This window comes from Kocuria sp. KD4 (assembly GCF_011769905.1).
In the GTDB taxonomy this organism is placed as follows: Bacteria; Actinomycetota; Actinomycetes; order Actinomycetales; family Micrococcaceae; genus Kocuria; species Kocuria marina.
This window is the reverse complement of the sequence record NZ_CP050449.1, coordinates 1,710,327-1,735,618: the sequence shown is the minus strand read 5'-3', so window position 1 is coordinate 1,735,618 and position 25,292 is coordinate 1,710,327. Positions and strand designations below refer to the sequence as shown.

Here is a 25,292-nt window from a genome sequence, read left to right as displayed (position 1 = left end):
CGGGCGCTCGTGAACGGGCGGCGTCGAACGGGCCGCGGTTCGACGCCGCACGGGTAGTTGCGCGACGCTGCCCGGGCCGCCGCGCGGCGTCGGACTTGACGCTGCGTGACCTCGGAATGCACGGTGCGTGGGTTCTAGCCGTGTGCGGGTGTTGCCCGAGCGGTCCGCGCGGGGCGCGATTGTAGACTGGGCGGGTGAGTGAGTACAGCCTTGAATCCGCATCCCCGGCGACCATCGGTTCCCACCTGCGGGTCATCGACCTGCGGGGACGGCACCTGGACTGGAACGAGCTGCGTGCGGCGGTGCCGCGCCAAGCGGCGTCGTCGGTCGCTGAGGCGGAGGACAGCGTCCGCTCGATCATTGAGGACGTCCGCTCCCGTGGCGCGCAGGCGCTGCGGGATCTCGCCTTCACGTTCGACGGCGTGGACCAGCAGCGGATCAGGGTGGCGCCCGAGCAGATCGAGCGCGCGGTGGCCGAACTCGACCCCGCGGTGCGCCACGGACTGGAGTCCGCGATCGAGCGCACGCGCGCCTTCGCCCGGGCGCAGCGGCCGCAGGACGTGAGCGTGGAGGTCGCCCCCGGTGCGGTCCTGCGCCACCGGTGGACCCCGGTGCGTCGCGCAGGGCTCTATATCCCCGGTGGGTTGGCCGTGTACCCGTCCTCGGTCGTCATGAACGTCGTGCCGGCCCAGGCCGCGGGCGTGGAATCCGTGGTGCTGTGTTCGCCGCCCCAGAAGGACTTCGACGGACTGCCCCACCCCGTGATCCTGGCCGCGGCCGGTCTGCTCGGTGTGGACGAGGTGTGGGCCGTAGGCGGCGCGCAGTCGCTCGCCGCCTTGGCCTACGGAATCACCGATGGTGAGGACGTCCTGGAACCCGTCAACACCGTGACCGGCCCGGGCAACATCTTCGTGGCCATGGCCAAGCGGCAGTTGCGCTCCGTGGTGGGCGTGGACGCCGAGGCCGGCACCACCGAGATCGCGGTGCTCGCCGACGACTCTGCGGATCCGAGGTTCGTGGCCGCGGACCTCATCTCGCAGGCCGAACACGATCCCGCTGCGGGGTCCGTGCTGATCACCGATTCCGAGGACCTGGCCCGGGCGGTCGAGGAGCAGCTCGCGGTCCAGGTGCCCGCCGCCAAACACCGTGAGCGGATCGCCACGGCACTGGGTGGACCCCAGTCCGGGGTCGTGCTCACGAACAACCTCGACCAGTCCGTGGCGGTTGCGGACGCGTACGCCGCCGAGCACCTCGAAATCCACACGCGGGACGCCGCCGCGGTGGCCGCGCGGGTGCGCAACGCCGGCGCGATCTTCGTGGGCCCGTACAGTCCCGTGCCCCTCGGGGACTACGCCGCCGGTTCCAACCACGTGCTGCCCACGGGCGGGACCGCGGTGTTCAACTCGGGACTGCAGGCGGCGTCGTTCATGAAGGCCGTGCAGGTCATCGAGTACAGCGAGAAGGCGCTCGCGCAGCTCGAGGACGACATCGTGGCGCTCGCGGACACCGAGGATCTGCCCGCGCACGGTCGCGCCGTCACGATCCGCTCCGAGGCCGCCGCACCGGGCCGGGAAGGCTGAGTCGTGCACTGCCCGTTCTGCCGGCACAACGACTCCAAGGTGGTGGATTCGCGCACCTCGGACGACGGCACATCCATCCGCCGACGCCGCCGGTGCACCGAGTGCGGCCGACGCTTCTCCACGCTCGAGACCACGACCATCTCGGTGATCAAGCGCTCGGGGGTGACCGAACCGTTCGACCGCCAGAAGATCGTCAACGGCGTGCGCAAGGCATGTCAGGGTCGCCCCGTCAGCGAGGACGACCTCGCGATGCTCGCCCAGGAGGTCGAGGAATCCATCCGGGCCTCGGGCAGTGCGGAGGTCGAGGCGCACGACGTGGGCCTGTCCATCCTCCCGCCCCTGCGCCGCCTGGACGTCGTGGCCTACCTGCGGTTCGCGTCCGTGTACCAGGCGTTCGACGACCTCGAGGACTTTGAGCGCGCGATCAACGTGCTGCGCGATCAGCAGGCGGAGCTCGCGGGTCAGCAGACCCTCGTTCCTCCCGCTGCGGGTCCGGGAACCAACGGTGGCGTACGACGTCGCTCGGGCCGGCGCCCCGCGCAGGGCACGGACGCGGCGTCGGAGGACACTGCCGCGGAGGCCCCCGAGGACGACACGGCACCGAAAAAGGCCGCTCCGACGCGGCGTCGTCGGGCCAAGAAACCGGCGGAGACGCCCACGCAGCCGCGACTTCTCTGAGCGTCGCACGTCCTTTGCCTGCCGGGTGAACGAGCTCGTCATGGACGGGTTCGGCACCCGGCCCGCTCTTAGGGGCGTGCTGTTACTCTCTGGTTGTGCATACGACTCAGGGCGCCGACCACGACGCCGCGCAGCAGATCGACATCCTCCCCGCGGCCGCCGCGGACACGCAGCGCGCCGCCGCGACCCTGGCCCGGGCGTTCTCGGTGGACCCCCACGTGGGGGGTCTGCTCCCGCCCGGTGACGTGATCGGGTCCCTGACCGTCCTGTGGGAGCGCATCGTGCGGGAGACCCTGCAGGCGGGCGGCCACGCGTATCTCGCCGAGCGGCGGGGTGAGGAGTGTCCGTTGGGCGTGGCCCTGTGGGAGGCCCCCGGAAGCAAGGTCTCGATCCCTCGGATGCTTCCGGGTCTGCTGGCCTACGCGCGGGTGTTCCGTGATCGCCTCCCGGATGCCCTTGCGACCGAGTTCCTGGCCCACCGCCAGCATCCAGCCACCCCGCACTGGTACCTCAAGGCCGTGGGGACCCTGCCCGATCTGCAGCGGACGGGAGTGGGGAGCATGCTGCTCAACGAACGGCTCGCCCACATCGACCGCGAGCACACTGGGGCGTACCTGGAGGCCTCCTCGCTGGACCTCGTGCCCTTCTACTCGCGTTTCGGGTTCATCTCCCGGGGACCGGTGCCGTCCCGCGGGACGGTCCCCGCGATCGGGATGTGGCGCCCGCCCGTGGCGTGAGGGACCGGAAGGTTCCCTCCGGGTCCCGCGAAGATCGCCCTGAGATGCGCCTTGCGCACCTGTGCGAGTTCGATGCTGCCAGCGATCACTGCGGCCACGGGGCTCAGGAACGTGCCGTTGATACTCGTGTCGACGACGCCGTCCACGATGTGCTCGGAGAGTCCCCACCGTCTCAGTAGACCTGCATCGCTCGACCTAGGAGATAGGCCGGAGTCCCCGAAGCACACCATTGTCACGGTCAGCATGAGCCAATGGACCAACAGAGCGTACGTGAGTGATCCACGGACCCGCCGCGAAGGGGACGAGCAGAACCGCACGAATGGTCACCAGTAGGGTCACTGTCGCACCGAAGGCGCACAGTAGGGGCAGGGCCAAGAGGACGAGAATCGAAGTCCAACCGTACACGCCCGTGACATTGGGCCATAAGTGACCGAGAACGGGGACTCCGAGGGCACACGCCCACACCACCCACGCCATGATGCGCTGCACAGAGGGAGCAGGAAAGGGCGATCGCCACCCGGGCCGCCCTTTTAGCTATGGGGATCGGACACCTGGGTCATGCGTCCGAGGCCAAGCGGGCGCACGACCCCGTAGAACGGCCGCATGAGTACCTGTCGATAACCGATCACAGGTGTCGGGGCCATTCCGCGACCCCAGCGCGGCGGACTTGACGTCCGTTCGTCGTACGTGTGGTGGGCCTTCCCGGACAGTTCTCAAATACCAGTCCGGCGCTCAAGACGTTGATTTGCCGTGTTCTCAGAGGATCCGAGGGGCGGCACCCGCGTGCGAGGGGGTCTGAGAGGCACGATGTACACGGTCCGGTGACGAAAAACCGGGCGCAGTCTCAAACACGCCTGCGCTCCGCAAGGCGAGCCGAGGTGATCGCGGACTACGAGGCCGGGATGCCCGTCAAGGCGATCAGCGCGAAGTATGGCGTCCACCGCGGCACGATCCCGGCACTCATTCGGCGCGCAGGGGCCGAGGTCCGGGTCGCGGGCTTGGATGCCGAAGAACGGGCACAAGTGTCAGCCTTCTACGAGAGCGGGATGACGCTCTTGCAGGTCGCCCGGCGGATGGGCATCGGTGACGATGCTGTGCGTCAGGCGGTGCTGGGTGAGGGCGGTCAGCTTCGACCTAGGGGGCGTCGCCCGCGAGCGACCACGCGCTGAGTGAATAGCGGGCCGGTTCCTGTTCTTGCGGCCATACTGAGATCCAGGGAGTCGAGGTCGGCACGGGACCGGAGTACTTCGCAAAATGGGACGAAGGAGTACCCGCGTGGCGACGATCGAGCACTACGACATCGACGGTAACGAGCTGTGGTGGCTCAGCGAAGGTCCGGGCGCGCACGCCGACGAACCGCAGGACAGCAAAGTCGTGGAGACCGCTCTCCGGGGGCGGTTTCGGTTCGCAGCAGAGACCGAAACAGAAGACGGGCTCCGCCGGCCGCAACTCGGTGCCCTGCACGCGATCTTGGCCTACCGCTCCACCGAAGAGCATGAACCGATCACAGTGGTGATGCCGACAGGGACTGGCAAGACCGAAACGATGCTTGCGGCGTACTGTCACTCGCCGGCCCAGACTCTCGTGGTCGTACCGTCGGACGCACTGCGCACCCAGATCGCGGAGAAGTTCGTGACCCTCGGGGTGCTGCCTCGCGTCCGGGCCGTCGTCGGAGATTTCTTGTGTCCCGCCGTTCTCGTGCTCACGAGCGGACTCCAAACTATCGACCAGGTTCGGCAAGTCCTGGCCCGATCCAACGTGGTTGTGGCGACCGCACAGGTGTTGGATGCGTGTTCGGAGGAGGCGCGTTCGTACCTGGCGAAGTCGTGCCAACGTCTGTTCGTCGACGAAGCGCATCACTTGGGCGCGCGCACGTGGAGGCAAGTCGTCGAGCTGTTCGATGGGAGGGAAGTTGTCCAGTTCACGGCGACTCCGTATCGCGAGGACGGACGTCACCTCGGCGGCCGCATCGCCTACGCCTACCCGCTCCGTCTAGCCCAGGAACACGGCTACTTTGCCAGGATCAACTACCACTCAGTGATCGACCTCGCCGATCCCGACCGTGCCGTAGCTAGCGCCGCTGTCAAGCAACTGCGGGCCGATGTAGAAGCGGGCCTGGATCACCTTCTGATGGCGCGTGTCCGCTCCGTGGAACGGGCCAAGGAGATCATCAAGCTCTACGAGGAACTCGGCTCAGAGTTCGCTCCAATCCGCATCGACACCGGCATGGCCGAGTCAACCCGCAGCAAGCACCGCAACAGGCTCTTCAACCGCGAGAGCCGGATCGTGGTGTGCGTCAACATGCTTGGAGAAGGCTTCGATCTCTCGGCGCTGAAGATCGCTGCGATCCATGACCCGCAGAAGAGCCTTGCCGTCACGCTGCAGTTCGTCGGTCGCTTCACCCGTGTGGGCAACGAGTCTCTTGGAGAGGCCTCGGCATTCGTCCCCCTGCAAGTTGCTGGCGTCGACGAGAGGCTCCGCAAGCTCTACGGCGAGGACGCCGATTGGAACGAAGTCATCCGCGATCTGACCGAGCACGGCGCCGGACAGGAGAAGGACAGAACCGACTTCGAGCTTTCGTTCGGATCGGTCCCCCGCGAAGTCGCCATGCGCAGCATTCATCCGAAGATGAGCACGGTGACCTACCAGTCCACCAAGCCACTGAGCTGGGACCCTGAGAGCATCTACGACCTGTTCGAGGACCGATTGCTGACAACGCGCATCGGCATCAACAACAAGGACAAGGTCGCGTGGTGGGTCTCGCGAGAGGCGACACCCGTCAGATGGGGTGACTTCTCCAGCTTCAATGAGCTCGTCCACCACCTTCACGTCGTGCATGTCGACGACGCCGCAGGGTTCCTGTACATCAACAGCACGAACAACGACTCGATGCATGAAGACATCGCCAAAGCCGTCGGCGGCGACGACGTCACCTTAGTCAAAGGTGAAACGGTGTACCGAATTCTCTCCAAGGTCAAACGCCGAGTGCCTACGAATGTCGGCCTCCTCGACTCAGTGAGCCGCAACCGGCGCTTTTCCATGCATGTGGGCCAAGATGTACTTCATGCATGGCGCGGAGAGGGAGGCACGAAGATGAAGACCAACATTTTCGCCCACGGCTTTGCTGAAAGCCGCGCCGTGAGCTTTGGAGCATCTCGCAAGGGGCGCGTATGGAGCCACGAACAAGCTCGCGACATCCACGACTGGGTTCGCTGGGCGACGCAGGTCGGACCGACCATCACGGACACGTCCATCTCCCTGGAGTCCGTCATGTCGGGGTTCCTGCTTCCCGAGCCCGCCCGCGAGCGCCCGGGACTGATGCACGTTTAGGTGACAGTCGGGGTGTTAGGCCGCAAGGCTCACGGCTGGGTTCATGATGGTCTCGTATTCGATGGGGGTCAATCGGCCCAGGCGAGCCTGTCGGCGGCGTCGATGATAGGTCCGTTCGATCCAGGTGACGATCGCGATTCGGAGTTCTTCTCGGGTCCTCCAGCGGCCTCGGTCCAGGACGTTCTTCTGGAGCAGGGCGAAGAAGGATTCCATAGCGGCGTTGTCGCCGGCGGCACCGACCTGGCCCATCGATCCGATGAGGTGGTGACCGTTCAATGCGTGGACGTATTTTCGTGATCTGAACTGGGATCCGCGGTCCGAATGCACTATGCAGCCGGCCGCGTCTCCACGCCGAGATACTGCGCTGTCCAGGGCGTTCACCGCGAGACGAGCCTTCATCCGGGAGTCTATGGAGTAGCCGACGATGCGACCGGAGAACGCGTCCTTGATGGCGCAGAGGTAGAGCTTGCCCTCGTCGGTCCAGTGCTCAGTGATGTCGGTGAGCCAGAGCTCGTTGACGTCATCCGCAGTAAAGTCGCGCCGGACCAGGTCGTCGTGGACCGGCGGTCCGGGGCGCTTACCGTTCTTGCCGCGCTTCTTGCCGAAGGCTGACCACCACTGGTTGTCACGACAGATCTTCCACGCTGTTCGTTGGCTCATCACCTCGCCAGCGATGGCGGCTTCATCTGCGAGGAATCGGTAGCCGAACGCAGGGTCGTCGCGGTGGGCGTCGAGCAGGGCGTTGGCGCGGTAGGCCTCGGTGAGCTCGGCCTCGGTGACCTGCTGTTTGCGCCAGCGGTAGTAGGGCTGGCGCGAGAGCTTCAGGACCCGCAAGGACACCGCGACGGGGATTCCATCGTCGGCGAGCTCGCTCACGAGCGGGTAGAGCCTTTTCCCGGCAGATTCGCCTGGGAGAGATAGGCGGCTGCGCGGCGGAGGACCTCGTTCTCCTGCTCGAGCAGGCGGATCCGCTTCCTCGCATCGCGCAGTTCCGTCGACTCCTCACGGCTCCGGCCGGGGCGGCTGCCGTCGTCGATGTCAGCTTGGCGGATCCACTTGTGGAGCGTCATCTCGTGGACGCCGAAGTCCTTCGCGATCTGCGCGATGGTGACGCCGTTCTCACGAGTCCGGGCCACCCGCACGACATCGTCGCGGAACTCCTGGGGATAGGGAGCGGGCATGGTGCACATCCTTCCAGGCCGCCCGGTGGGCAAGCCAGATCAGATGTCACCTATCCATGCGGCAGTCCCAGGTCCACCGCCACTCGCGTGGAACCTACCGAGCCCCGCGGGTCCATCCCGAGCTGCGGGTCGAACTGGGTGTTCGGTGTGGTCGCAAACGCGTGGCCCGGTTGATGCGTGCTGACGGGCTGCAGGGCGTGTGCCATCGCCGCAAAGGCGGTCACATCCCCTTGCCGGCCACGCATGACGATCTGGTGCAGCGCCAGTTCCATGCCGAGGGTCCGGACCGGCTGTGGTTCACAGACATCACGCAACACCGCGCCGCGGACGGCTGGGTCTACTGCTGCTCGGTGATGGATGCCTGGAGCAGGCGGATCGTCGGATGGGCGATCGCGGACCACATCCGGACCGAACTCGTCGTCGACGCGTTGCAGATGGCCCGTTGGCAGCGCCGTCCACCGCCCGGGACGATCGTTCACGCGGACTGGGGCAGTCAGTACACGAGCTGGCTGTTCGGACACCGACTCCGCGAGGCCGGGCTGCTCGGGTCGATGGGCCGGGTCGCCTCGAGCCAGGACAACGCGGCGATGGAGTCGTTCTGGTCGTCCATGCAGTGCGAGCTGTTGGACCGGCGGTCGTGGCCGTCGAAACAGGTCCTCGCGACGGCGATGTTCGAGTGGATCGAGGGCTGGTACAACCCCCGCCGGCGACACTGCGGGATCGGGATGCTCTCACCCCACGAGTTCGAAACTCTTCACGCCACCGCTACCACGGCGGCATGATTCAACCAACACCAACCGTCCGAGAAACCGGGTCAGGCTCCCCTCCACGCTGCGAGCGAGGCCGAACGGCACACCCTAGCGGTCGAACGCGACAAGCTCCGCGACGAACGGCGGAGCCTGCTGCACGCTCACCATGCCGGGGCCGTGCCACTCGATTTGCTCAAAGAGGAACAGGACCGAATCGCCCGCCGGCTCGCATTCCTCGACTCGCGCATCGACGCCGGTCAGGTCGAGTACGACCAGGCCAAGGCACACCTGGAAGACTGCCTGGCTCTCGCCAGGGACATGCACGCGATCTACATGAGCATCGACGACTCGCTCCGACGCATCTGCAACCAGGCGTTCTTCGACCGCATCAACGTCTACGAGCTGGACGACGGCGGCGACGTCGTAGATGCGGACCCAGGCGAGCCTTTCAACACGCTGCTCGACCCCCCCGCTCCACGCGGCAGCGCTGACCTACGAGGCCAGGCGAGGCCAGGCTGCGTGCGGGAGAGGACGTAAAGCCCGTTGACGTCGCGGGTTTGAACATCCAATCTACGGTGGGCCCTACCGGGATCGAACCGATGACATCCACGGTGTAAACGTGGCGCTCTACCAGCTGAGCTAAAGGCCCGGGATCGGGTGGGCACGACTGGACCAGCTGCCAGCACCCGATTGCGGATCAGCCTACCCGCAGGTCACGGCGGGACCCAACACGATGCACGAGTCCGTGTGTGATGTTGACCACCAGAGGTTCCCCGTTCGGCGTCGCGTTTGACACCGCGCGGTCACGATGCGTTAAGCTGATGATGCAAACGCACTCGGTGACGTGTCTTGCTCGAGGGGACGCTGGTGCGCTAGATCGCTTTCGGGCGTGACAGATACGGCGGTTCGATTCCGTCGGTCTCCACCACTTCGAGAAATCCCCGGGACTCAAGTCCCGGGGATTTCTGCATGTCCGAGCGTGTCCGGGGGAACAGGCGGCAATCGCTGCAACCCCACAGGGCAGATGCGTAGGCTAGGGACCATGGCAGCAGAAAAGAAAGCTCACATCGGCGTCACCGGCCTGGCCGTGATGGGCGCCAACCTGGCCCGCAACTTCGCGCACCACGGGTACACCGTGGCCCTGCACAACCGTTCCGAGGGCAAGACCACGGCCCTCATGGAGGAGCACGGTTCCGAGGGGGACTTCATCCCCACCGAGACCATGGAGGAGCTCGTCGATTCCCTCGAGAAGCCGCGCCGCGTGCTGATCATGGTCAAGGCGGGCGCGCCCGTGGATTCCGTGATCGAGCAGCTGACCCCGCTGCTGGACGAGGGCGACATCATCATCGACGGCGGCAACTCCTACTTCCAGGACACGCGGCGTCGTGAGCGCGAGTGCGCAGAGAAGGGCCTGCACTTCGTGGGCGTGGGTGTCTCCGGCGGTGAGGAGGGCGCCCTCAACGGCCCGTCCATCATGCCGGGTGGTTCCGAGGAGTCCTACAAGAGCCTGGGCCCCATGCTCGAAGACATCTCCGCCAAGGCGGACGACGGCGCTCCGTGCTGCGCGTGGATCGGCACTGACGGCGCGGGTCACTTCGTGAAGATGGTGCACAACGGCATCGAGTACGCGGACATGCAGGTCATCGGTGAGGCGCACGAGCTGCTGCGTTCCGTGGCCGGACTGGAGCCCGCCGAGCAGGCGGACGTGTTCGAGGAATGGAACGCCACCGAGCTGTCCTCCTACCTCATCGAGATCACCGCGCAGGTGCTGCGTCAGGTGGACTCCCGGACGGGCAAGCCCTTCATCGACGTCGTCGCGGACGCCGCGGGTCAGAAGGGCACCGGCCGCTGGACCGTGCAGGAAGCCCTGGAACTGGGCTCACCGGTCACCGCGATCGCCGAGTCGGTGTTCGCCCGCGCCCTGTCATCTTCCGAGCCCGTGATGCGCAAGGAGGCCCAAGAGGTGCTGCCAGCCGGCATCGGGGACACCACCGAGGACGTCGTGAAGGACCCCGGGTTCGTGGAGGACGTGCGCAAGGCGCTGTACGCGTCCAAGCTCGTGTCCTACGCGCAGGGCCTGGACATGCTCACCATGGCCGGGCGGGAGTACGGTTGGCAGCTGGACCTCGCGACCATCGCGAGCCTGTGGCGCAACGGCTGCATCATCCGCGCCGAACTGCTCAACGTGATCATGGCCGCCTACCAGGGGGACAAGGCCCCGTTGAACCTGCTGTTCGCGCCCGAATTCATCACGTCCATCGAGGACGCACTGCCGTCGTGGCGCCGCGTGGTGGCACGCGCCGTCGAACGTGGCATCCCCGCCCCGGTGTTCTCCTCCGCGCTCGCGTACTACGACGCTCTGCGCCGCCCGCGGCTGAACGCCGCCCTGACCCAGGGCCTGCGGGACTACTTCGGTGCCCACACGTACAAGCGCATCGACGACCCGGACTCCAGCTTCCACGTGCTGTGGAGCGGGGACCGCTCCGAGGTCGTGTCCTGAGCACGTGAACCGTCGACCGCTCCCGAGACAGGGGGTGGTAGCGAGAACGGGCCGGGCCCCCACGTGGGGACCCGGCCCGTTCTCGTCGAACCCGTCAGGTAGTCAGCTTCAGATCCACATCGCGGGATCGATGTAGGTTGCGGGGTCCACGAGCGGTTCCTGCTTCTCCGGGGTGCGCCGGCGCACCTTGCCGGGGATGCCGGTCACGATCGAGTCCTCGGGGACGTCCTTGACCACCACGGCGTTGGCGCCCACAGAGGAATCATGGCCCACGGTCAGGGGACCCAGGATCTTGGCACCGGCACCGATGGTCACGCGGTCCTGGATCGTGGGGTGACGCTTGACGGGTTCCAAGGAGCGACCACCGAGGGTCACGCCGTGGTAGATCATCACGTCGTCACCGATCTCCGCGGTCTCGCCGATCACCACACCCATGCCATGGTCGATGAAGAAGCGCCGGCCGATCGTGGCGCCCGGGTGGATCTCCACGCCCGTGGCCCAGCGGGCGAGCTGGGACACGGTGCGCGCCAGCAACCGGCGGTCCGGGTTACGCCACAACCGGTGGGACAACCTGTGGGCCCAGATGGCGTGCAGCCCCGAGTAGTTCAGAGCGATCTCCAGGTTGGACCGCGCCGCGGGGTCGTGCGTCCGAGCCGTGTCGAGGTCCTCGTTGAGTCTGCGCCAGAAGCTCACGTGTGTTTCCTCTTCCGTGGTGTGCCGGGGTGGGCCGCCCGCCGTGAAGAACGGGTGCCCGGGGTGCGCCTCACTTGTGGTGCGCATCCCGGACACCCGCACGGTCGGGCCGAGTGGATCAGCCCCGGATGTCTTCGTACAGGATCGTGGAGATGTAGCGCTCACCGAAATCGCACACCACGGCGACGATGAGCTTGTCCCGGTTCTCCTCTTTGGCGGCCTCTTGCAGGGCGGCCCACACGATGGCGCCCGAGGAGATGCCGCCCAGGATGCCTTCCTGGGTGCCGAGCTCGCGAGCGTACTTCACGGAGTTCTCCACGGTGACGTCGTAGACGTCGTCGTAGATCTCACGGTCGAGCACGTCCGGGACGAAGTTCGCGCCGAGACCCTGGATCTTGTGGGGGCCGGCCTTGCCCTCGGTCAGCAGCGGGGAGTCGGAGGGCTCCACGGCCACGAGCCGGATGTCCGGCTTCTGCTCGCGCAGGTACTTGCCGGCGCCGGAGATGGTCCCGCCCGTGCCGATACCGGCCACGAAGACGTCCACGGCGCCGTCGGAGTCGTTCCAGATCTCGGGGCCCGTGGTCTCGTAATGCACCTGGGGGTTGGCCGGGTTGGCGAACTGGCTCGCGAGGATCGCGTTGTCCGAGGAGTCCACGATCTCCTGGGCCTTGTCCACGGCGCCGCGCATGCCGTCGGCACCCGGGGTCAGCACGATCTCCGCACCGTAGGCGCGCAGCATGACCCGGCGTTCGGTGGACATGGTCTCGGGCATGGTCAGGATGACCTTGTATCCGCGGGCCGCACCCACCATGGCCAGGGCGATGCCCGTGTTACCGGAGGTGCCCTCCACAATCGTCCCACCGGGCTTGAGCTGGCCGGAGGCCTCGGCGGCATCCACAATGGCCTTGCCGATCCGGTCCTTCACGGAGTTAGCGGGGTTGTAGAACTCGAGCTTCACGGCCACGTTGCCGGGGAGGTCCTTGTCCAGGTGGTTCAGGCGGACGAGGGGAGTGCCTCCCACGACCTCGGTGACGTCGTTGTAGATCTTGCCCATGACATGTCTCCTGTTCAGTCGGTCCGCGGGGCATGGCACACGTGCCGGTCCCCGCACAGAATCTTTCCCAGCGTATCTGTGGCCCGGGTGGCGGCTCAGTCGTTCAGCCACACGGCGTAATGTTGGCGCACCTTCGCGAGCTTGGGGTTGATGATCACCTGGCAGTAGCCGTTGAATGGTTGGTTCCCGTAGAAGTCCTGGTGGAAGTCCTCTGCCTCGTACACGGGCCCGAGCGGCTCGATGGTGGTCACCACGGGATCGTCGAACAGTGTCTGCGCCCGGGAGATCGCGGCCTCGAAGAGGTGCCGTTGCTCGTCGTCGGCGGGGAACATGGCGGAGCGGTACTGCGTGCCCACGTCGTAGCCCTGGCGGTTGAGCGTGGTGGGGTCGTGGCCCGTGAAGAACAGGTCCAGAATCACGTCGGCGGGAACCACGGAGGGATCGAACGTGACCTCCACGGCCTCGGCGTGGCCCGTGGTGCCCGAGCACACGGACTCGTAGTCGGGGTGGTCCGTGTGCCCTCCCGTGTACACACTGCGCACCCCCTGCACGCCGCGCACCCTGCGGTAGACGGCGTCCAGGCACCAGAAGCAGCCACCGGCCAGCACGAACGTCTGCGGTGTCGATGAAGTCATGCCCAGTACAACGCGTGACGCGCCAGAAGATTCCCGCCGCTCGCCCAGCGCGAACTCCTAGGATGAGGCCATGAGCACCGAACGCCCGTCCGACGCCCCGCCCACGCTTGAGGACGTGCTCGCCGCCGCGGACACTCTGTGGCCCTTCCCGTTGCAGGAGGACTGGGACGCGTCCGGGCTCGTCACGGGGCGGGCGGAGCAGCCGATCCGGCGGATCCTCTTCGCGGTGGATCCCGTGGCCGCCGTGGTGGACGAGGCCGTCTCCAGGGGCGCGGACCTGTTGCTGACCCACCACCCGCTGTTGCTGCGCGGGGTCACGTCGGTGGCCGCGCACATGTTCAAGGGCCGCGCGATCCACGACCTCATCGAGAACCGCTGCGCCCTGCTGTGTTGCCACACGAACGCGGACTCCGCGCGCCGGGGCGTGTCGGACGCGCTGATCGCGGCGTGCGGTGTCTCTCCCGACGACGCCGCTCCGCTCGTCCCGCACGACACGGACCCCCGCGTGGGGCTGGGTCGGGTGGGGACCCTGACCACGCCGGTGACGCTGCGCGAACTCGCGGACCGACTCGCGCAGCGGATCCCGCCCACGGCGCAGGGCCTGCGCGTGGCCGGCGATCCCGAGCGACCCGTGAGCACCGTGGCGGTGTGCGGGGGCTCCGGGGACTCCCTCTTCGACGAGGTCCGGGCCCACGGGGCGGATGTGTTCGTGACCGCGGACCTGCGCCACCACCCGGCCTCCGAAGCGCGGGAAGCCGCCCTGGGCCCCGGGGGATCGGGCACCCCTGCGCTGATCGACGCCGCCCACTCCGCGAGCGAGGCCCTGTGGTTGCCGTGGGCCGCCGAGGACCTGCGGCACGAACTCGAGCGGCGGGGATTCGCCGTGGAGACCTCCGTCAGCTCGCTGCGCACCGATCCGTGGGACTTCCGGATCGACACGCCCGGGACCTGAAGCACACGCGGACCTACCACCGCACTCAACCAGCCGCACCCCAGGAGAACGCCATGACCTCGCCCCGCTCGGCCCTTCCCGCCCTGTTGGAACTCCAGTCCGTGGACTCCCGGTTGCTCACCGTGATGGCCCGGGCCAAGGAGTTGCAGACCTCCGAGCGGGTGGCTTCCCTCATGGCCCGGCGGACGCAAGCGATCGCGGCGGCCCGCGCCCTCGAGACCGCCCAGCAGGAGGCCGAGCGGGCGGTGGCCGAGGCGGAGCGGGAGGTCACCCGGATCCAGGACCGGATCGACAAGGACACCGAGCGGCTCAACCACGGCGGCTCCGCCAAGGACCTCATGGGCATCCAGCACGAGATCGACACCCTCACCGCGCAGCGCGGACGGGCCGAGGACGCGCAGTTGCAGGCCATGGACCACGCCGAGGAGGTCACCGCGGACCGGGACCGGAAGCTGCCCCTGCTGCGCGCCGCGGACGCCGAGGCCCGCGCGGCGGTGGCCGAGCGGGACGCGGAGCTGTCCCGGCTCAAAGAGGAGCACGCGCGGCTGACCGCGGAGCGCTCCACGCGTGTATCGGAGTTCACTGATCCCGCCCTGCTGAACCGCTACGACGGCCTGCGCACCGCCCGCGGGGGAGGCCGGATCGCCGTCGCACGCTTCGAGAACGGAACGTGCGGGGCGTGCGGCACCCGGTTGAGCCCCGCCGACGCCGCGGCGCTGACGAATGCCCCGGCGCAGACCGTGCCCCAGTGCCCCGAGTGTTCCGCGCTGCTCCTGGTGTGAGCCCGGGCTTGCACGCGTCCGGTCCTGAACTGCGCGGCCCGCTCCTCATCGGCCGCTCGCATTGACTCGGGTGCCCCGCGCCAAGGGTGCCAGGCGCTGAGCGTCGGGTGGCCCGGCGGCGCGGTAGGATCGACGGCGGACAGGTGGGCCGGGCGACCGCGCGGCGTCGTCGTGAACGACGGCGTCTCGAGGAAAGTCCGGGCTCCGCAGAGCAGGACGGTGGGTAACACCCACTCGGGGTAACCCGCAGGACAGTGCCACAGAAAACAGACCGCCCGCCGCGAGCGGGTCAGGGTGAAAAGGTGGTGTAAGAGACCACCAGCGCGCCGGGTGACCGGCGCGGCTCGGTAAACCCCGTCCGGAGCAAGGCCATGCAGGGCGCGTTCGAGGGCTGCTCGCCCGAGCGTCCGGGTAGGCTGCTCGAGCCGTGTGGCAACGCACGGTCTAGATGGATGGTCGTCACCGCGGTGCGGGTAACCGCCCGCGGCACAGAACCCGGCTCACAGGCCCACCTGTCCCTCTACACTCGTGGGGTGCTGATTCTGCTGCCTCCCTCCGAGTCCAAGACCGCGCCCGCGACCGGGAATCCCGTCATGCCCGCCGAACTCAGCTTCCCCGAGCTCTCACGTGATCGCGCAGTGTTGGCAGAGCACCTCGCCGAGGTCAGCGAACGCCCGGACGCCCTAGAGATCCTGGGTGTGGGGCCGTCGCTCGCGGACGACGTCGCCCGCAACCGTGAACTCGCGACCGCACCTGCCGCGCCCGCCCCCGACGTCTATGCGGGGGTGCTCTACGACGCGCTGGATGTCAGCTCCCTCGCCCCCGAGGCCCGCGAGGTCGCCGATGCGTCGCTGCTCGTGATCTCCGCACTGTGGGGCGCGGTGCGACCCACCGACCGCCTTCCCGCCTACCGCCTGAGTATGGGGACCGCGCTGCCGGACACCGGCAAGCTCGGTGCGTGGTGGAAACCGCGATTGACCCCGGTGCTGAACGCGCTCGCCGCCGACGGCGTGATCGTGGACTGTCGCTCGGCGGCCTACGCCGCGGCGTGGAAACCTCCCGCCGCGCGGACCGTTACGGTACGGGTCGAGCAGCTCAAGCCGGACGGGAGCCGGTCCGTGGTGTCACATCACGCCAAACACACGCGGGGACTCGTGGCCCGTGCGCTGTGCGAGATCGGGGGAGCGGGGCGTCCGCTGGACACCGTGGAGCAGGTGAGCGCGGCGCTGGCCGAGAGGTTCACGGTGGAACTGACCGAACCCACGATCCGCAAGGCGGGCACGCTCACGATCGTGGTGGATCCGCAGTAACCAAGCCGCGCTGAGCCACGGGCAGCAACCGGCTCGCCTGACGAGGGCGCTGAGACGGGGCCTGCCGCTACGGCGCGTCCGTGATGCGGGATCCCCTCAGCGGGTCAGTGCCCGAACGGGTCCTCGTCCACACCGGGCAGCCACGTCGAATCCGTGCCCCACTGTTCCGCGGAGATGGCCTTGCGGGCCTTCTTGGACCACTTGCGGTTGAGCCGGTCCACGTACAGCTTCCCGTCCAGGTGGTCGTACTCGTGCTGCATGACCCGGGCGAACCAGCCGTTGGCCTCGAACGCTACGAGGTCCCCGTTCTCGTCCTGCCCGGCGATCCGCACCCAGTCCGCCCGCTTGAGGGGCCAGGACTGGCCGGGCACCGAGAGGCATCCCTCGGCCTCGTCGTCCGGGTCCGGGGCGGTCTCGGAGATCCGCCCGGTGCTCAGGACGGGGTTCACGAGCGTGCCGCGCGGGGGCACACCGTCCTCGTTCTCGAAGATGTAGGTGAAGATCCGCAGCCCCACCCCGATCTGCGGCGCCGCCAGACCCACGCCGTGGGACGCGTCCATGGTCTCATGCATGTCCGCCACGAGCTCGCGCAGGGCGTCGTCGAAGGTGGTCACCCGGGCCGCGGGGCGATGCAGCACGGGGTTACCGGAGATCACAATGGGACGGACGGTCATGCGGAGAGCACCTCGGGATTCACGGGTGGACGTCATATGTGGGCGTGGTCCCTGGACCCACGCCGCGCGGCCGCGCGGAGGGCGGGCGGACGGAGGACAATATATCGTGTCCCTGACCATCAGTAATGTGTGTATCGTCGCCGGGGGCCGTGCACACAACCGGTTCAGGCGCCGGATCCCGCGCCGTTCCCGGTCCGCACAGCCAGCGGGCGTCCCATCCGTTCACGTCAGTTCTGCGCAGGAGGTCACATCGAGTGAGGGTCGCGTCCCTACCCCACGGTCACGTGTACGTCGAGCACCTCAGTGACCCCGGCGCCGTGCAGCCCGTCCACCGGTTGCCGGACCCCGCGCCCGCACACCCGGTCCCCGGAGCTCCGTGGTGGCCCCTCGTGATGCTGAGCGAGGCCTGGATCCGGCGGCACGCACACGAGTTCGACATCTACCACCTGCACTTCGGGTTCGACCAGACCTCACCCGCGGAGCTGCGACGGATCGTGGACACCCTGCACGAGCTGGGCAAACCGTTCGTCTACACGGTGCACGATTTGCGCAACCCCCACCAGACGGACCCCGCTGCCCAGGACGCCGCCCTGGACGTGCTGATCCCGGCCGCCGACGAACTGATTACCCTGACCGACGGCGCCGCACGCGTGATCGAGCGGTGCTGGGGCCGCCGGGCCACGGTCATCCCGCACCCGCACCTGCTCCCGCTAGACCGGTGGCGCGATCACGCGCCCGTGGGATCCGTACCCGTGGTGGGACTCAACCTCAAGAGCATGCGGGCGAACATGAACCCACTGCCGGTGGCCCGCGTGCTGCTCGAATGCGCGTCCCGCGGGGAGATCCGGTTGCAGCTCGACGTCCACACAGACGTGGTCACCCGGGGCACCCCGCACCACGACCCCGTGGTGAGTCAGCTACTGGAGACCGCGCGTCGGACACTCAACGTCCAGGTCAACGTCCACGAGTTCTACACCGACGAGCAGTTGTGGGAGTACCTGCGCGGGCTCGATCTCTCGGTGCTCGCGTACCGCTTCGGCACCCATTCCGGGTGGCTCGAACTGTGCTACGACCTGGGCACCCATGTCCTGGCGCCGTCCGTGGGGTTCTACCACGAGCAGCATCCGGGTGTGCTGCGTTTCGACTGGGACCGGGACGGTCAGCCGGACGCCGATCAGATCTGGGAAGCGCTCGCGGGTCTGCGCGGGAACGCGCCCTGGCAGGCGAGCGCCTTGGAACGCACCCAACAACGACGTCGCATCGCCGCAGCCCACGCCGAGGTCTACCGCCGCGCCGTCGTGGTCCGGGAGGCCGGGAAAGGGGACGCCGCATGAAGGTGGCACTGCTCGCGCATGACCGGTTCCCGATCGCCCCGCCGTTCTCCGGGGGTCTCGAGTCCTTCACATGGCACCTGGCCCGCGGGCTCAAGTGCCGCGGGATGGAGGTGGTGGTCTTCGCTGCGCCGGGTTCCGACCCCGAGCTCGGGATCGAGGAACTGGACGTGGAACCGCTCGTGCTCAGCGACGAGGCGCGCAACGACGTCGCCATGCCACCGGAGGCGCAGGTGCGGGAGACCTTCTCGTACCTGCAGGTCATGCGGGCCTTCGCGCGCCGCCCGGACATCGACGTGGTGCACAACAATTCGCTGCACTTCCTGCCCATCGTGATGTCCCCGGCCATCCCGCAACCCCTGTTGACCACCCTTCACACCCCGGCCACCCCGTGGCTCGAACCCGCGCTGCGTCTCACGCCCACGGCACCCACGGTGGCCGTGAGCGATTCGGTGGCCCAGATGTGGAGCAAGGTCACGCCCGCCCGCGTGATCCGCAACGGCGTGGACCCGCACGAGTGGCGACCGGGACCCGGCGGGGATGCCCTCGTGTGGTCCGGGCGCGTGGTCCCGGAGAAGGCCCCGCACATCGCGGCGCTGATCGCGAGCAAGGCCGGGTGGAAACTGCGGATCGCCGGGCCCATCGCGGATCGGCACTACTTCGAGGCGCGGCTGAAGCCGTTGCTCAACGAGGACATCACCTACGTGGGTCACCTGGACACGCAGCAGCTGCGCACCCTGGTGGGCAATAGCGCCGCGAGCCTCGTGACGCCCGCATGGGAGGAGCCCTACGGCCTCGTGGCCGCGGAGGCCATGGCGTGTGGCACGCCCGTGCTCGCGGTGGCCCGCGGCGGCCTGAGCGAGATCGTGCGCGATCCCGGTGGGCACACGTCCCAGCCCGGGGCGAGCGAGGTGGAGACGGTGGCGTCCGCGGTCGCGGAGCTGCCCCGCGTGGTGGCCCTGGACCGCACCAGGGTGCGCCACTACGCGCTCGAGCACTGTTCCCTCAACGTCACCGTGGACGCCTACGCCGCGCTCTACCGGGAACTGGTGAGCGCGTGATTGGGTACTACATCCACCACCAGGGCCTGGGCCACCGCAACCGGGCCACCCAGATCGCCCGGGAACTCACGGTGCCCGTGACGGGGTTCAGTTCCCTGGAGCGCCCGGAGGCGTGGCCCGGCGAGTGGGTCCAGCTGCCCCCGGATGTCGCCCAGGACCCCGTGGACCCCACCGCCAACGACGTGCTGCACTGGGCGCCTCTCGAGCATCCCGGGTACCGGGAACGCATGGGTCTCATGGCGCAGCGCTTGCGCTCGGATGTGGAACTCATGGTCACGGACACCTCCGCGGAGGTCACCCTGCTCGCGCGTCTGATGGGTGTGCCCACCGTGGTCATGGCCATGCGGGGGGATCGCACCGACCGCACCCACCGTGCGGCGTACGACGCCGCGACCGCTCTGATCGCGCCGTGGTCCCGGGAGACCGCGGAGACCTATTGGCCCGAGGAATGGACCCGTAAGACCACGTTCACGGGGGCCATCTCCCGCTTCGACGTCCCCGTGCGGGTGCCGGGATCCTCCGCCGAGCACGTTCCCGGCGCGTACTCTTCCGGCGAACCAGCTCCCGGTGAGCGCACCGCGACGCGAGGTGCGAGCGGGAGCGGCGCGAGCGACGTCGGCGGCCAACGCGTCCTGGTGGTCTGGGGCCGCGGCGGGACCGACGTGGGGGACACCGAGATCGAGGCGGCTCGCGCGGCGACCCCCGGGTGGTCGTGGACCGTGCGCTCGCCGGAGAACCCCTCCCCGGACCTGTGGCGCGAACTGCACGAGGCGGACGTCGTCGTCTCCCACGGGGGCAACAACGCCGTGGCGGAGCTGTCCGCGGCGCACTCGCGCGCCGTCGTCGTCGCCCAGCCGCGACCGCACGACGAGCAAGCCGCCACGGCCGCCGCGCTCGAGCGCGGGGGAATCTGCGTGGGCCTGCAGCACTGGCCCGACGCCGCCGCATGGCCCCGGTTGCTCGCACGTGCCCGGCAACTCGGCGGCTCCCGCTGGGACGCGTGGCGCCATGGCGACGGCGCATACCGTGCGGCGCGCGCGCTCGAGGACCTGCGGCACGGGGTCACGTCGTGACGGCCGCTGCCCTGATCACGATCGTGAGCGGACGGCACACCCACCTGCGGCGGCAACGGGACTGGGTGGCCGCGCAGAACGAACCCCCGGTCACCCATGTGGTCGTGAGCATGGGCGATCCCGGGATCCGCGGAGTGCTCGAGCAACGGCCGGAACTGCCCACCGACCTCGTGGAACTGCCGCCAGCCGTCGAACTGCCATTGGCCGCCGCGCGCAATGCCGGCGTGGCACGCGCGGAGCAGCTGGGCGCGGACACCGTGGTGCTACTGGACGTGGACTGCCTTCCCCACCGTGACCTGATGGCCGATTACACGCGCGCCCTCGAGCGGCTCGCAGACCAGCGCGCCGTGGTGAGCGGGCGCGTGCAGTACCTCCCGGAGGGAATGACCGAGGCCGATTACACGCCCGAGGGCGTCGCCCGCGCGGGACGGGATCATGCCGCCCGCGTGCTGCCGGAGCCCGGGGAACTGGTCGAGGGCGACCCCCGGATGCTGTGGTCGCTGACGATGGCGACCACGGTACGGACGTGGCACGCGGCGGCCGGATTCGACGAGCGCTACGTGGGCTACGGGGGCGAGGACACGGATTTCGGTCAGCGCCTGGCCGCGAGCGGGGGGAGCCTGTGGTGGCTCGGCGGAGCCGCCGCGTACCACCAGTACCACCCGACCCAGTCACCGCCCGTCCAGCACGCCGCGGCGATCGCCCGCAACGCCAACCTCTTCCGCCGTACGTGGGGGTTCGACCCCATGGAGGGGTGGCTGCGGGAACTCCGCAACTTGGGGGTCTTGACACGCGCGGGGGAGGACTGGCACGTTTTCGAACAGGGTTCGACCGATGATGCGTGAGCATACGATTATGCTCGGGGTGTGAGTTCCGAACGCCCTGTCATCACCCTGGCCCTGATCAACGACTATCCCGTGGTCCTCCAGGGTGTGGCGAGTATGCTGCAGGGTCATCCGCGCCTGCGGGTCGTGGAACTCGATTCCGGGTGTCTGCCGCACACGGACGCGGACGTGGTGCTCTATGACGCGTTCGCCGCGAAGGACCGTGGCACCCATGACGTGATGCGCCTACTGGATGACCCCCACTGCCTCAAGGTCGTGATGTACACGTGGCACGTGCGCGCCGAGCACGTTGACGAAGCACTCGATCTGGGCATACACGGTTATCTCTCCAAGGAGCTCACCGGGGACGAACTCGCGGACGCCCTCGTGCGCGTGCACGAGGGGGAGCGCGTGGTGGCCCCCGAACCAGTGCGGGAGGACATCACCTTGCCGGACTGGCCCGGCCGGCCCGAGGGGCTCTCCACGCGTGAGGCGGAGGTGATCGCGCTGATCACGCAGGGGTTCACCAATGACGAAATCGCCCGGCACTGCTACCTCAGCATCAACTCGGTGAAGTCCTACATCCGTTCCGCCTACCGCAAGATGGGCGTGGAGCGACGCAGTCAGGCCGTGTTGTGGGGCGTCCAGCACGGGATGGATCCCACGGGTCAGCAGCAGCGCACAACCGCGGTCTGACCCGCAGCGTCATCCGGGACCGACCAGCGGTTTCATCCTTCCGGGTGGGCGACAGCCCGGGGTACGGCGGGGCACAATGGACACATGACCGAAGACAAGTACGCAGCAGCCAGGAAAGCACGGGAACTCGCCGGTGAAGAGGGCGGTTTCCCCGAGCAGGAACAGACCCCGCCCGGCCTGTCCACGGACATGCAGCCCTTCCCGGACCACGGTGAGGAGAACTGGGTGGGCCGCGGTCGCCTCGAGGGTCTCAAGGCCCTCGTGACCGGTGGCGACTCCGGCATCGGCCGCGCGGTGGCCATCGCGTTCGCCCGTGAGGGCGCGGACGTGGCCATCAACTACCTCTCGGACGAGGAATCGGACGCGCAGGACACCAAGCAGTGGATCGAGAAGGCCGGTCGCAAGGCCGTCCTGCTGCCCGCGGACCTGCGCGAGGAAGCCACCGCCCGTCAGGTCGTGGACGACGCCGCCGAGCAGCTCGGCGGCCTGGACATCCTCGTCAATAACGCGGGCTTCCAGTGGGCCCGCCGTGACGGCGGTCTGCAGGGTCTGAAGACCGAGGAGATGGACCGCGTCTTCAAGACCAACCTGTACGCCCTGTTCTGGGTCTCCCAGCAGGCGCTGCAGTACCTGAAGAGTGGTTCCTCGATCATCAACGTGAGTTCCATCCAGGCCTACGACCCGTCCGAGAACTTGATCGACTACGCCTCCACCAAGGCTGCGATCAACAACTTCACGGTCAACCTGGCCAGCGAGCTGGGGGAGAAGGGGATCCGCGTCAACGCCGTGGCCCCCGGACCCATCTGGACCCCGTTGCAGCCCGCGACCAAGGCCGGCGAGAGCATGCCTCAGTTCGGGTCGGACACCCCGCTCGGCCGCGCGGGACAGCCCTCCGAGATGGCCGGGGCGTTCGTGTTCCTGGCCAGCCCGGCGGAGGCGTCCTACGTCTCCGGCACAGTGATCGGTGTGACCGGCGGCAAGCCCGTCTTCTAGGCCACCTTCGAGAGCCAGACAGATAAGTGCACATGACACCACCGTGGGCGGGACGCGATACGCGGCCCGCCCATTGGTGTGTCACGGGTACGTGATGTGAAACCCGGGAGCCTCGTGACGAATCCTTCCGCCATGCACCGCAGACTTGGCCTGACGGACGCCGTGACCATCGGGCTCGGTTCCATGATCGGCGCCGGCATTTTCGTGGTGTTCGCCCCCGCTGCGGCCTCCGCGGGCGCCTGGTTACCGCTGGCCCTCGTGCTGGCCGCGGTCGTCGCACTGTGCAACGCACTGTCCTCGGCCCAGCTGGCCGCCCAGTACCCCGTGGCCGGCGGTAGTTACGTCTACGGTCGCGAGCGCCTCGGCCCCTGGCCGGGGTTCTTCGCCGGGTGGTGTTTCCTCACCGGTAAGACCGCGAGCTGCGCGGCCATGGCCATGACGTTCGCCGCCTATGTGGTCCCCGAGCCCTGGCAACGGCCCGTCGCTGCTCTCGCGGTGCTCGGTGTGGTCGCGGTCAACTGCTTCGGCGTGACGCGCACTGCTTCGGCCACCAAGGTGCTCGTGGGTATCGTGCTCGCGGGCCTGGCCGTGGTCCTCGTGGCCGGGCTCTTCGCCGGGTCCGGCCCCGCCGCATCAACCTTCGGTGCGGCACCGCCGGGCGGGGCGTACGGCGTCCTGCAGGCCGGGGGACTCCTGTTCTTCGCTTTCGCCGGGTACGCACGCATCGCCACCATGGGGGAGGAAGTGCGCGATCCCGCCCGGATCATCCCCCGGGCCATCATCATCTCCCTGAGCGCGGTCCTCGTGATCTACGGCGTACTCGCGGTGCTCTCGCTGCACGTCCTCGGTCCCGAGGCCCTGTCCCGTACGACGACGCCGCTCGCGGACCTCGCCGCGGCCGCCGACTGGCCGTGGACCACGGTTGTGGTCACGATTGCGGCCGCGGCCGCCACGCTCGGGTCGCTGCTGGGGCTCACGGCGGGGATCGGTCGGACCGGCCTGGCCATGGCCCGCACGGCGGATCTGCCCGCGCCCCTCGCCGTGCTCGACGAGCGCCACGGCGTCCCGCGCCACATCGAAATCGTGGTGGCAGCGGTGGTCGTGATCGCGGTGTTCACCATGGACGTGCGCGGGGTGGTGGGCTTCTCGTCGTTCGGGGTGCTGCTGTACTACCTCGTGGCCAACCTCAGTGCGCTCACGCAGACCGGGCCGCATCGCCGCTACCCGCGCGCGGTGTCCGTCCTGGGCACGGTGCTGTGCGTGGTCCTCGCGATCACGCTCCCGATCGCGTCCGTGGCGGGCGGCGTCCTCGTACTGGCGCTGGGCATCGTGTACCGAGGGATTAGGGTGCGACGGCGCTGACCCGGCTGGCGAGGGCGCGTCACGTCACGCTGCACAGCCGTCGCCAACCACGCCGCCGGGCGCTGCCGCCACCGCGCGCGCCGTCGTCCGGCACGGGGCGCACCGGCGAGCCGGACGACCGCGGTTCGTTCAGCGCTCGTTGTTGCGCTGTGCGGCCTTACTGCCGAGGGTGCTCAGGGCGTTGACCACGCGGGATCCCAGGCGCTGCTTGGCGGTGGCCCCCACCACGAGATCCGTCTGTTGGGGGGACGCGGACGGGAGCACCCGGTTCACCACGCCCAACGCGCGAATCGTGAGCCCGGGGGCGATACCCCGGACCCGCTGGGCGACCTTGGGCAACCACCCCAGCAGCACGATCGGGCGTCCCGCGAGAACGCCGTCCACGATCAAGCGGGCCGCGCGGTCGGCGTTCATGGACAACACCGGCAGGGACGCGGACGGCGCAAACCACGCGTACTCGTTCTGCGACTCGCCCGTGAAGTAGGCGCGCTCGTGCGATCCCGTGCGCATGAGGCCGGGGTCGATGCTCGTGGCGGTGACGCCGGTCCCCGACAGGGACGCCGCGAGACCCTCGCTGAACCCCACCGCGCCGAACTTGGCCGTGCAGTACGGCAACAGGTGCGGCACGGAGACCAGTCCGCCCACGGACGCGATCGTGCCGATCCGGCCGCGGCCACGCTCGCGCATCCCGGGCAACACCGCGAGCGCGGTGTGCACGGGACCCATGGTCATGGTGGTCACGGCGTCCCGAAACTGCTCCACCGTGACACCCTCCACCGAGCCCACCTGGATGATCCCGGCGACCGTGATGAGCACGTCCACCGGTCCCAGATCGCGCTCCACGTCCCGTACCAAGGCCTCGACCTGGTCCGCCTCGGCGACGTCGCACACGTAGTCGCGCACCGTGCCGAACGGGGACAGCATCTCGCGCCCGCGGGCCAGCTCGGCGGCGTCGCGAGCGCACACGGCGACGTCGAAATCACGCGAGAGAAGTTCCTTGGCCACGAGCAGCCCCAGTCCACGGGAGGCTCCGGCCACGAGGGCAACCTGATGCGATGCGGTCATACGGGACACGCTACGCGGTGCGGCGCCCAGGT

Annotated in this window: 24 protein-coding genes, 2 tRNA genes and 1 other RNA gene; 20 read left to right on the top strand and 7 right to left on the bottom strand. The window is 68.5% G+C overall.

Annotated elements, in window-relative coordinates:
- Positions 1 to 194 precede the first annotated feature (194 nt).
- The 5 genes from hisD (at position 195) to HBK84_RS07760 (ending at position 6,325) form a co-directional block, all read left to right on the top strand.
- The gene (hisD, locus tag HBK84_RS07780) at positions 195 to 1,580 is read left to right on the top strand and encodes a histidinol dehydrogenase (protein WP_167318589.1); all 1,386 of its coding nucleotides are present in this window, start codon (positions 195 to 197) and stop codon (positions 1,578 to 1,580) included.
- Between the two features lie 3 nt (positions 1,581 to 1,583).
- A complete protein-coding gene (gene nrdR / locus HBK84_RS07775; protein ID WP_064845143.1) occupies positions 1,584 to 2,258 on the top strand; it encodes a transcriptional regulator NrdR in 675 nt (224 codons plus the stop codon).
- A 95-nt stretch (positions 2,259 to 2,353) separates the two neighbouring features.
- Positions 2,354 to 2,995, top strand: a complete 642-nt coding sequence (locus tag HBK84_RS07770; protein WP_167318588.1) for an N-acetyltransferase — start codon at positions 2,354 to 2,356, stop codon at positions 2,993 to 2,995.
- A 689-nt stretch (positions 2,996 to 3,684) separates the two neighbouring features.
- Complete coding sequence (locus HBK84_RS13135) at positions 3,685 to 4,164, top strand: helix-turn-helix domain-containing protein (RefSeq protein ID WP_370520517.1); 480 nt, start codon at positions 3,685 to 3,687, stop codon at positions 4,162 to 4,164.
- Positions 4,165 to 4,270: 106 nt separating this feature from the next.
- The gene (locus HBK84_RS07760) at positions 4,271 to 6,325 is read left to right on the top strand and encodes a DEAD/DEAH box helicase (protein ID WP_167318586.1); all 2,055 of its coding nucleotides are present in this window, start codon (positions 4,271 to 4,273) and stop codon (positions 6,323 to 6,325) included.
- A gap of 15 nt (positions 6,326 to 6,340) precedes the next feature.
- Here HBK84_RS07760 and HBK84_RS07755 read toward each other — a convergent pair.
- Positions 6,341 to 7,506 (bottom strand): IS3 family transposase gene (locus tag HBK84_RS07755; RefSeq protein ID WP_240918877.1). Its coding sequence is split into 2 segments (ribosomal slippage): positions 6,341 to 7,219 and positions 7,222 to 7,506, totalling 1,164 coding nucleotides; the frame shifts between segments, so codons are not numbered across the junction.
- 56 nt (positions 7,507 to 7,562) lie between these two features.
- Between HBK84_RS07755 and HBK84_RS07750 the strand changes: the two genes are divergently transcribed.
- Positions 7,563 to 8,288: an IS3 family transposase gene (locus tag HBK84_RS07750; RefSeq protein WP_167318585.1), complete on the top strand. Its 726-nt coding sequence runs from the start codon at positions 7,563 to 7,565 to the stop codon at positions 8,286 to 8,288.
- A 144-nt stretch (positions 8,289 to 8,432) separates the two neighbouring features.
- On the top strand, positions 8,433 to 8,792 hold the full coding sequence (locus tag HBK84_RS07745) for a hypothetical protein (RefSeq protein WP_167318584.1): 360 nt from the start codon (positions 8,433 to 8,435) through the stop codon (positions 8,790 to 8,792).
- Positions 8,793 to 8,831: 39 nt separating this feature from the next.
- Here the strand turns inward: HBK84_RS07745 and HBK84_RS07740 are convergent.
- Positions 8,832 to 8,904 (bottom strand) — tRNA-Val (locus HBK84_RS07740).
- Between the two features lie 208 nt (positions 8,905 to 9,112).
- Between HBK84_RS07740 and HBK84_RS07735 the strand changes: the two genes are divergently transcribed.
- Together HBK84_RS07735 and gndA are read left to right on the top strand one after the other, a co-directional pair.
- Positions 9,113 to 9,183: transfer RNA gene (locus tag HBK84_RS07735), tRNA-OTHER, on the top strand.
- Between the two features lie 114 nt (positions 9,184 to 9,297).
- Complete coding sequence (gndA, locus tag HBK84_RS07730) at positions 9,298 to 10,755, top strand: NADP-dependent phosphogluconate dehydrogenase (protein WP_098054562.1); 1,458 nt, start codon at positions 9,298 to 9,300, stop codon at positions 10,753 to 10,755.
- A gap of 108 nt (positions 10,756 to 10,863) precedes the next feature.
- Here the strand turns inward: gndA and epsC are convergent, their stop codons facing one another.
- From epsC to msrA, 3 genes are all read right to left on the bottom strand, one after another.
- Positions 10,864 to 11,448 carry a serine O-acetyltransferase EpsC gene (epsC, locus tag HBK84_RS07725; RefSeq protein ID WP_035961303.1) on the bottom strand — a complete coding sequence of 195 codons (585 nt, stop codon included), beginning with the start codon at positions 11,446 to 11,448 and terminating at the stop codon, positions 10,864 to 10,866.
- A 118-nt stretch (positions 11,449 to 11,566) separates the two neighbouring features.
- Positions 11,567 to 12,502, bottom strand: coding sequence for a cysteine synthase A (gene cysK / locus HBK84_RS07720; protein WP_035961305.1), 936 nt, complete (start codon positions 12,500 to 12,502; stop codon positions 11,567 to 11,569).
- A 95-nt stretch (positions 12,503 to 12,597) separates the two neighbouring features.
- Complete coding sequence (gene msrA / locus HBK84_RS07715) at positions 12,598 to 13,137, bottom strand: peptide-methionine (S)-S-oxide reductase MsrA (protein ID WP_085105929.1); 540 nt, start codon at positions 13,135 to 13,137, stop codon at positions 12,598 to 12,600.
- Positions 13,138 to 13,207: 70 nt separating this feature from the next.
- On the opposite strand from msrA, the gene HBK84_RS07710 reads away from it, so the two are divergent.
- The 4 genes from HBK84_RS07710 to HBK84_RS07695 all read left to right on the top strand — a co-directional run bounded on the left by HBK84_RS07710 (position 13,208) and on the right by HBK84_RS07695 (position 16,181).
- Positions 13,208 to 14,089 (top strand): Nif3-like dinuclear metal center hexameric protein, encoded by an 882-nt coding sequence (locus HBK84_RS07710; RefSeq protein WP_144932382.1) that lies wholly within the window; start codon positions 13,208 to 13,210, stop codon positions 14,087 to 14,089.
- A 53-nt stretch (positions 14,090 to 14,142) separates the two neighbouring features.
- Positions 14,143 to 14,871, top strand: a complete 729-nt coding sequence (locus tag HBK84_RS07705) for a zinc ribbon domain-containing protein (protein WP_167318583.1) — start codon at positions 14,143 to 14,145, stop codon at positions 14,869 to 14,871.
- Between the two features lie 140 nt (positions 14,872 to 15,011).
- An RNA gene (gene rnpB / locus HBK84_RS07700) (RNase P RNA component class A) lies at positions 15,012 to 15,390 on the top strand.
- 14 nt (positions 15,391 to 15,404) lie between these two features.
- On the top strand, positions 15,405 to 16,181 hold the full coding sequence (locus tag HBK84_RS07695) for a YaaA family protein (protein WP_167318582.1): 777 nt from the start codon (positions 15,405 to 15,407) through the stop codon (positions 16,179 to 16,181).
- A gap of 104 nt (positions 16,182 to 16,285) precedes the next feature.
- Here the strand turns inward: HBK84_RS07695 and def are convergent, their stop codons facing one another.
- Entirely contained in the window at positions 16,286 to 16,855 is a 570-nt protein-coding gene (def, locus tag HBK84_RS07690; protein WP_035961308.1) for a peptide deformylase, read from the bottom strand.
- 125 nt (positions 16,856 to 16,980) lie between these two features.
- On the opposite strand from def, the gene HBK84_RS07685 reads away from it, so the two are divergent.
- From HBK84_RS07685 to HBK84_RS07655, 7 genes are all read left to right on the top strand, one after another.
- On the top strand, positions 16,981 to 18,189 hold the full coding sequence (locus tag HBK84_RS07685; protein WP_167318581.1) for a glycosyltransferase: 1,209 nt from the start codon (positions 16,981 to 16,983) through the stop codon (positions 18,187 to 18,189).
- Complete coding sequence (locus HBK84_RS07680) at positions 18,186 to 19,247, top strand: glycosyltransferase (protein ID WP_098054551.1); 1,062 nt, start codon at positions 18,186 to 18,188, stop codon at positions 19,245 to 19,247. The genes HBK84_RS07685 and HBK84_RS07680 overlap by 4 nt, the downstream gene beginning before the upstream one ends.
- Positions 19,244 to 20,320 (top strand): glycosyltransferase, encoded by a 1,077-nt coding sequence (locus tag HBK84_RS07675; protein ID WP_167318580.1) that lies wholly within the window; start codon positions 19,244 to 19,246, stop codon positions 20,318 to 20,320. Before HBK84_RS07680 ends, HBK84_RS07675 begins: the two co-directional genes overlap by 4 nt.
- Positions 20,317 to 21,165, top strand: a complete 849-nt coding sequence (locus HBK84_RS07670; protein ID WP_167317862.1) for a glycosyltransferase family 2 protein — start codon at positions 20,317 to 20,319, stop codon at positions 21,163 to 21,165. The genes HBK84_RS07675 and HBK84_RS07670 overlap by 4 nt, the downstream gene beginning before the upstream one ends.
- A gap of 21 nt (positions 21,166 to 21,186) precedes the next feature.
- The gene (locus HBK84_RS07665; RefSeq protein ID WP_167318579.1) at positions 21,187 to 21,840 is read left to right on the top strand and encodes a response regulator transcription factor; all 654 of its coding nucleotides are present in this window, start codon (positions 21,187 to 21,189) and stop codon (positions 21,838 to 21,840) included.
- An 84-nt stretch (positions 21,841 to 21,924) separates the two neighbouring features.
- A complete protein-coding gene (locus HBK84_RS07660; protein WP_085105936.1) occupies positions 21,925 to 22,833 on the top strand; it encodes an SDR family oxidoreductase in 909 nt (302 codons plus the stop codon).
- Between the two features lie 114 nt (positions 22,834 to 22,947).
- On the top strand, positions 22,948 to 24,195 hold the full coding sequence (locus tag HBK84_RS07655; RefSeq protein ID WP_167318578.1) for an APC family permease: 1,248 nt from the start codon (positions 22,948 to 22,950) through the stop codon (positions 24,193 to 24,195).
- 129 nt (positions 24,196 to 24,324) lie between these two features.
- Here the strand turns inward: HBK84_RS07655 and HBK84_RS07650 are convergent, their stop codons facing one another.
- Positions 24,325 to 25,260 (bottom strand): SDR family oxidoreductase, encoded by a 936-nt coding sequence (locus HBK84_RS07650; protein ID WP_167318577.1) that lies wholly within the window; start codon positions 25,258 to 25,260, stop codon positions 24,325 to 24,327.
- Between the last annotated feature and the right edge of the window lie 32 nt (positions 25,261 to 25,292).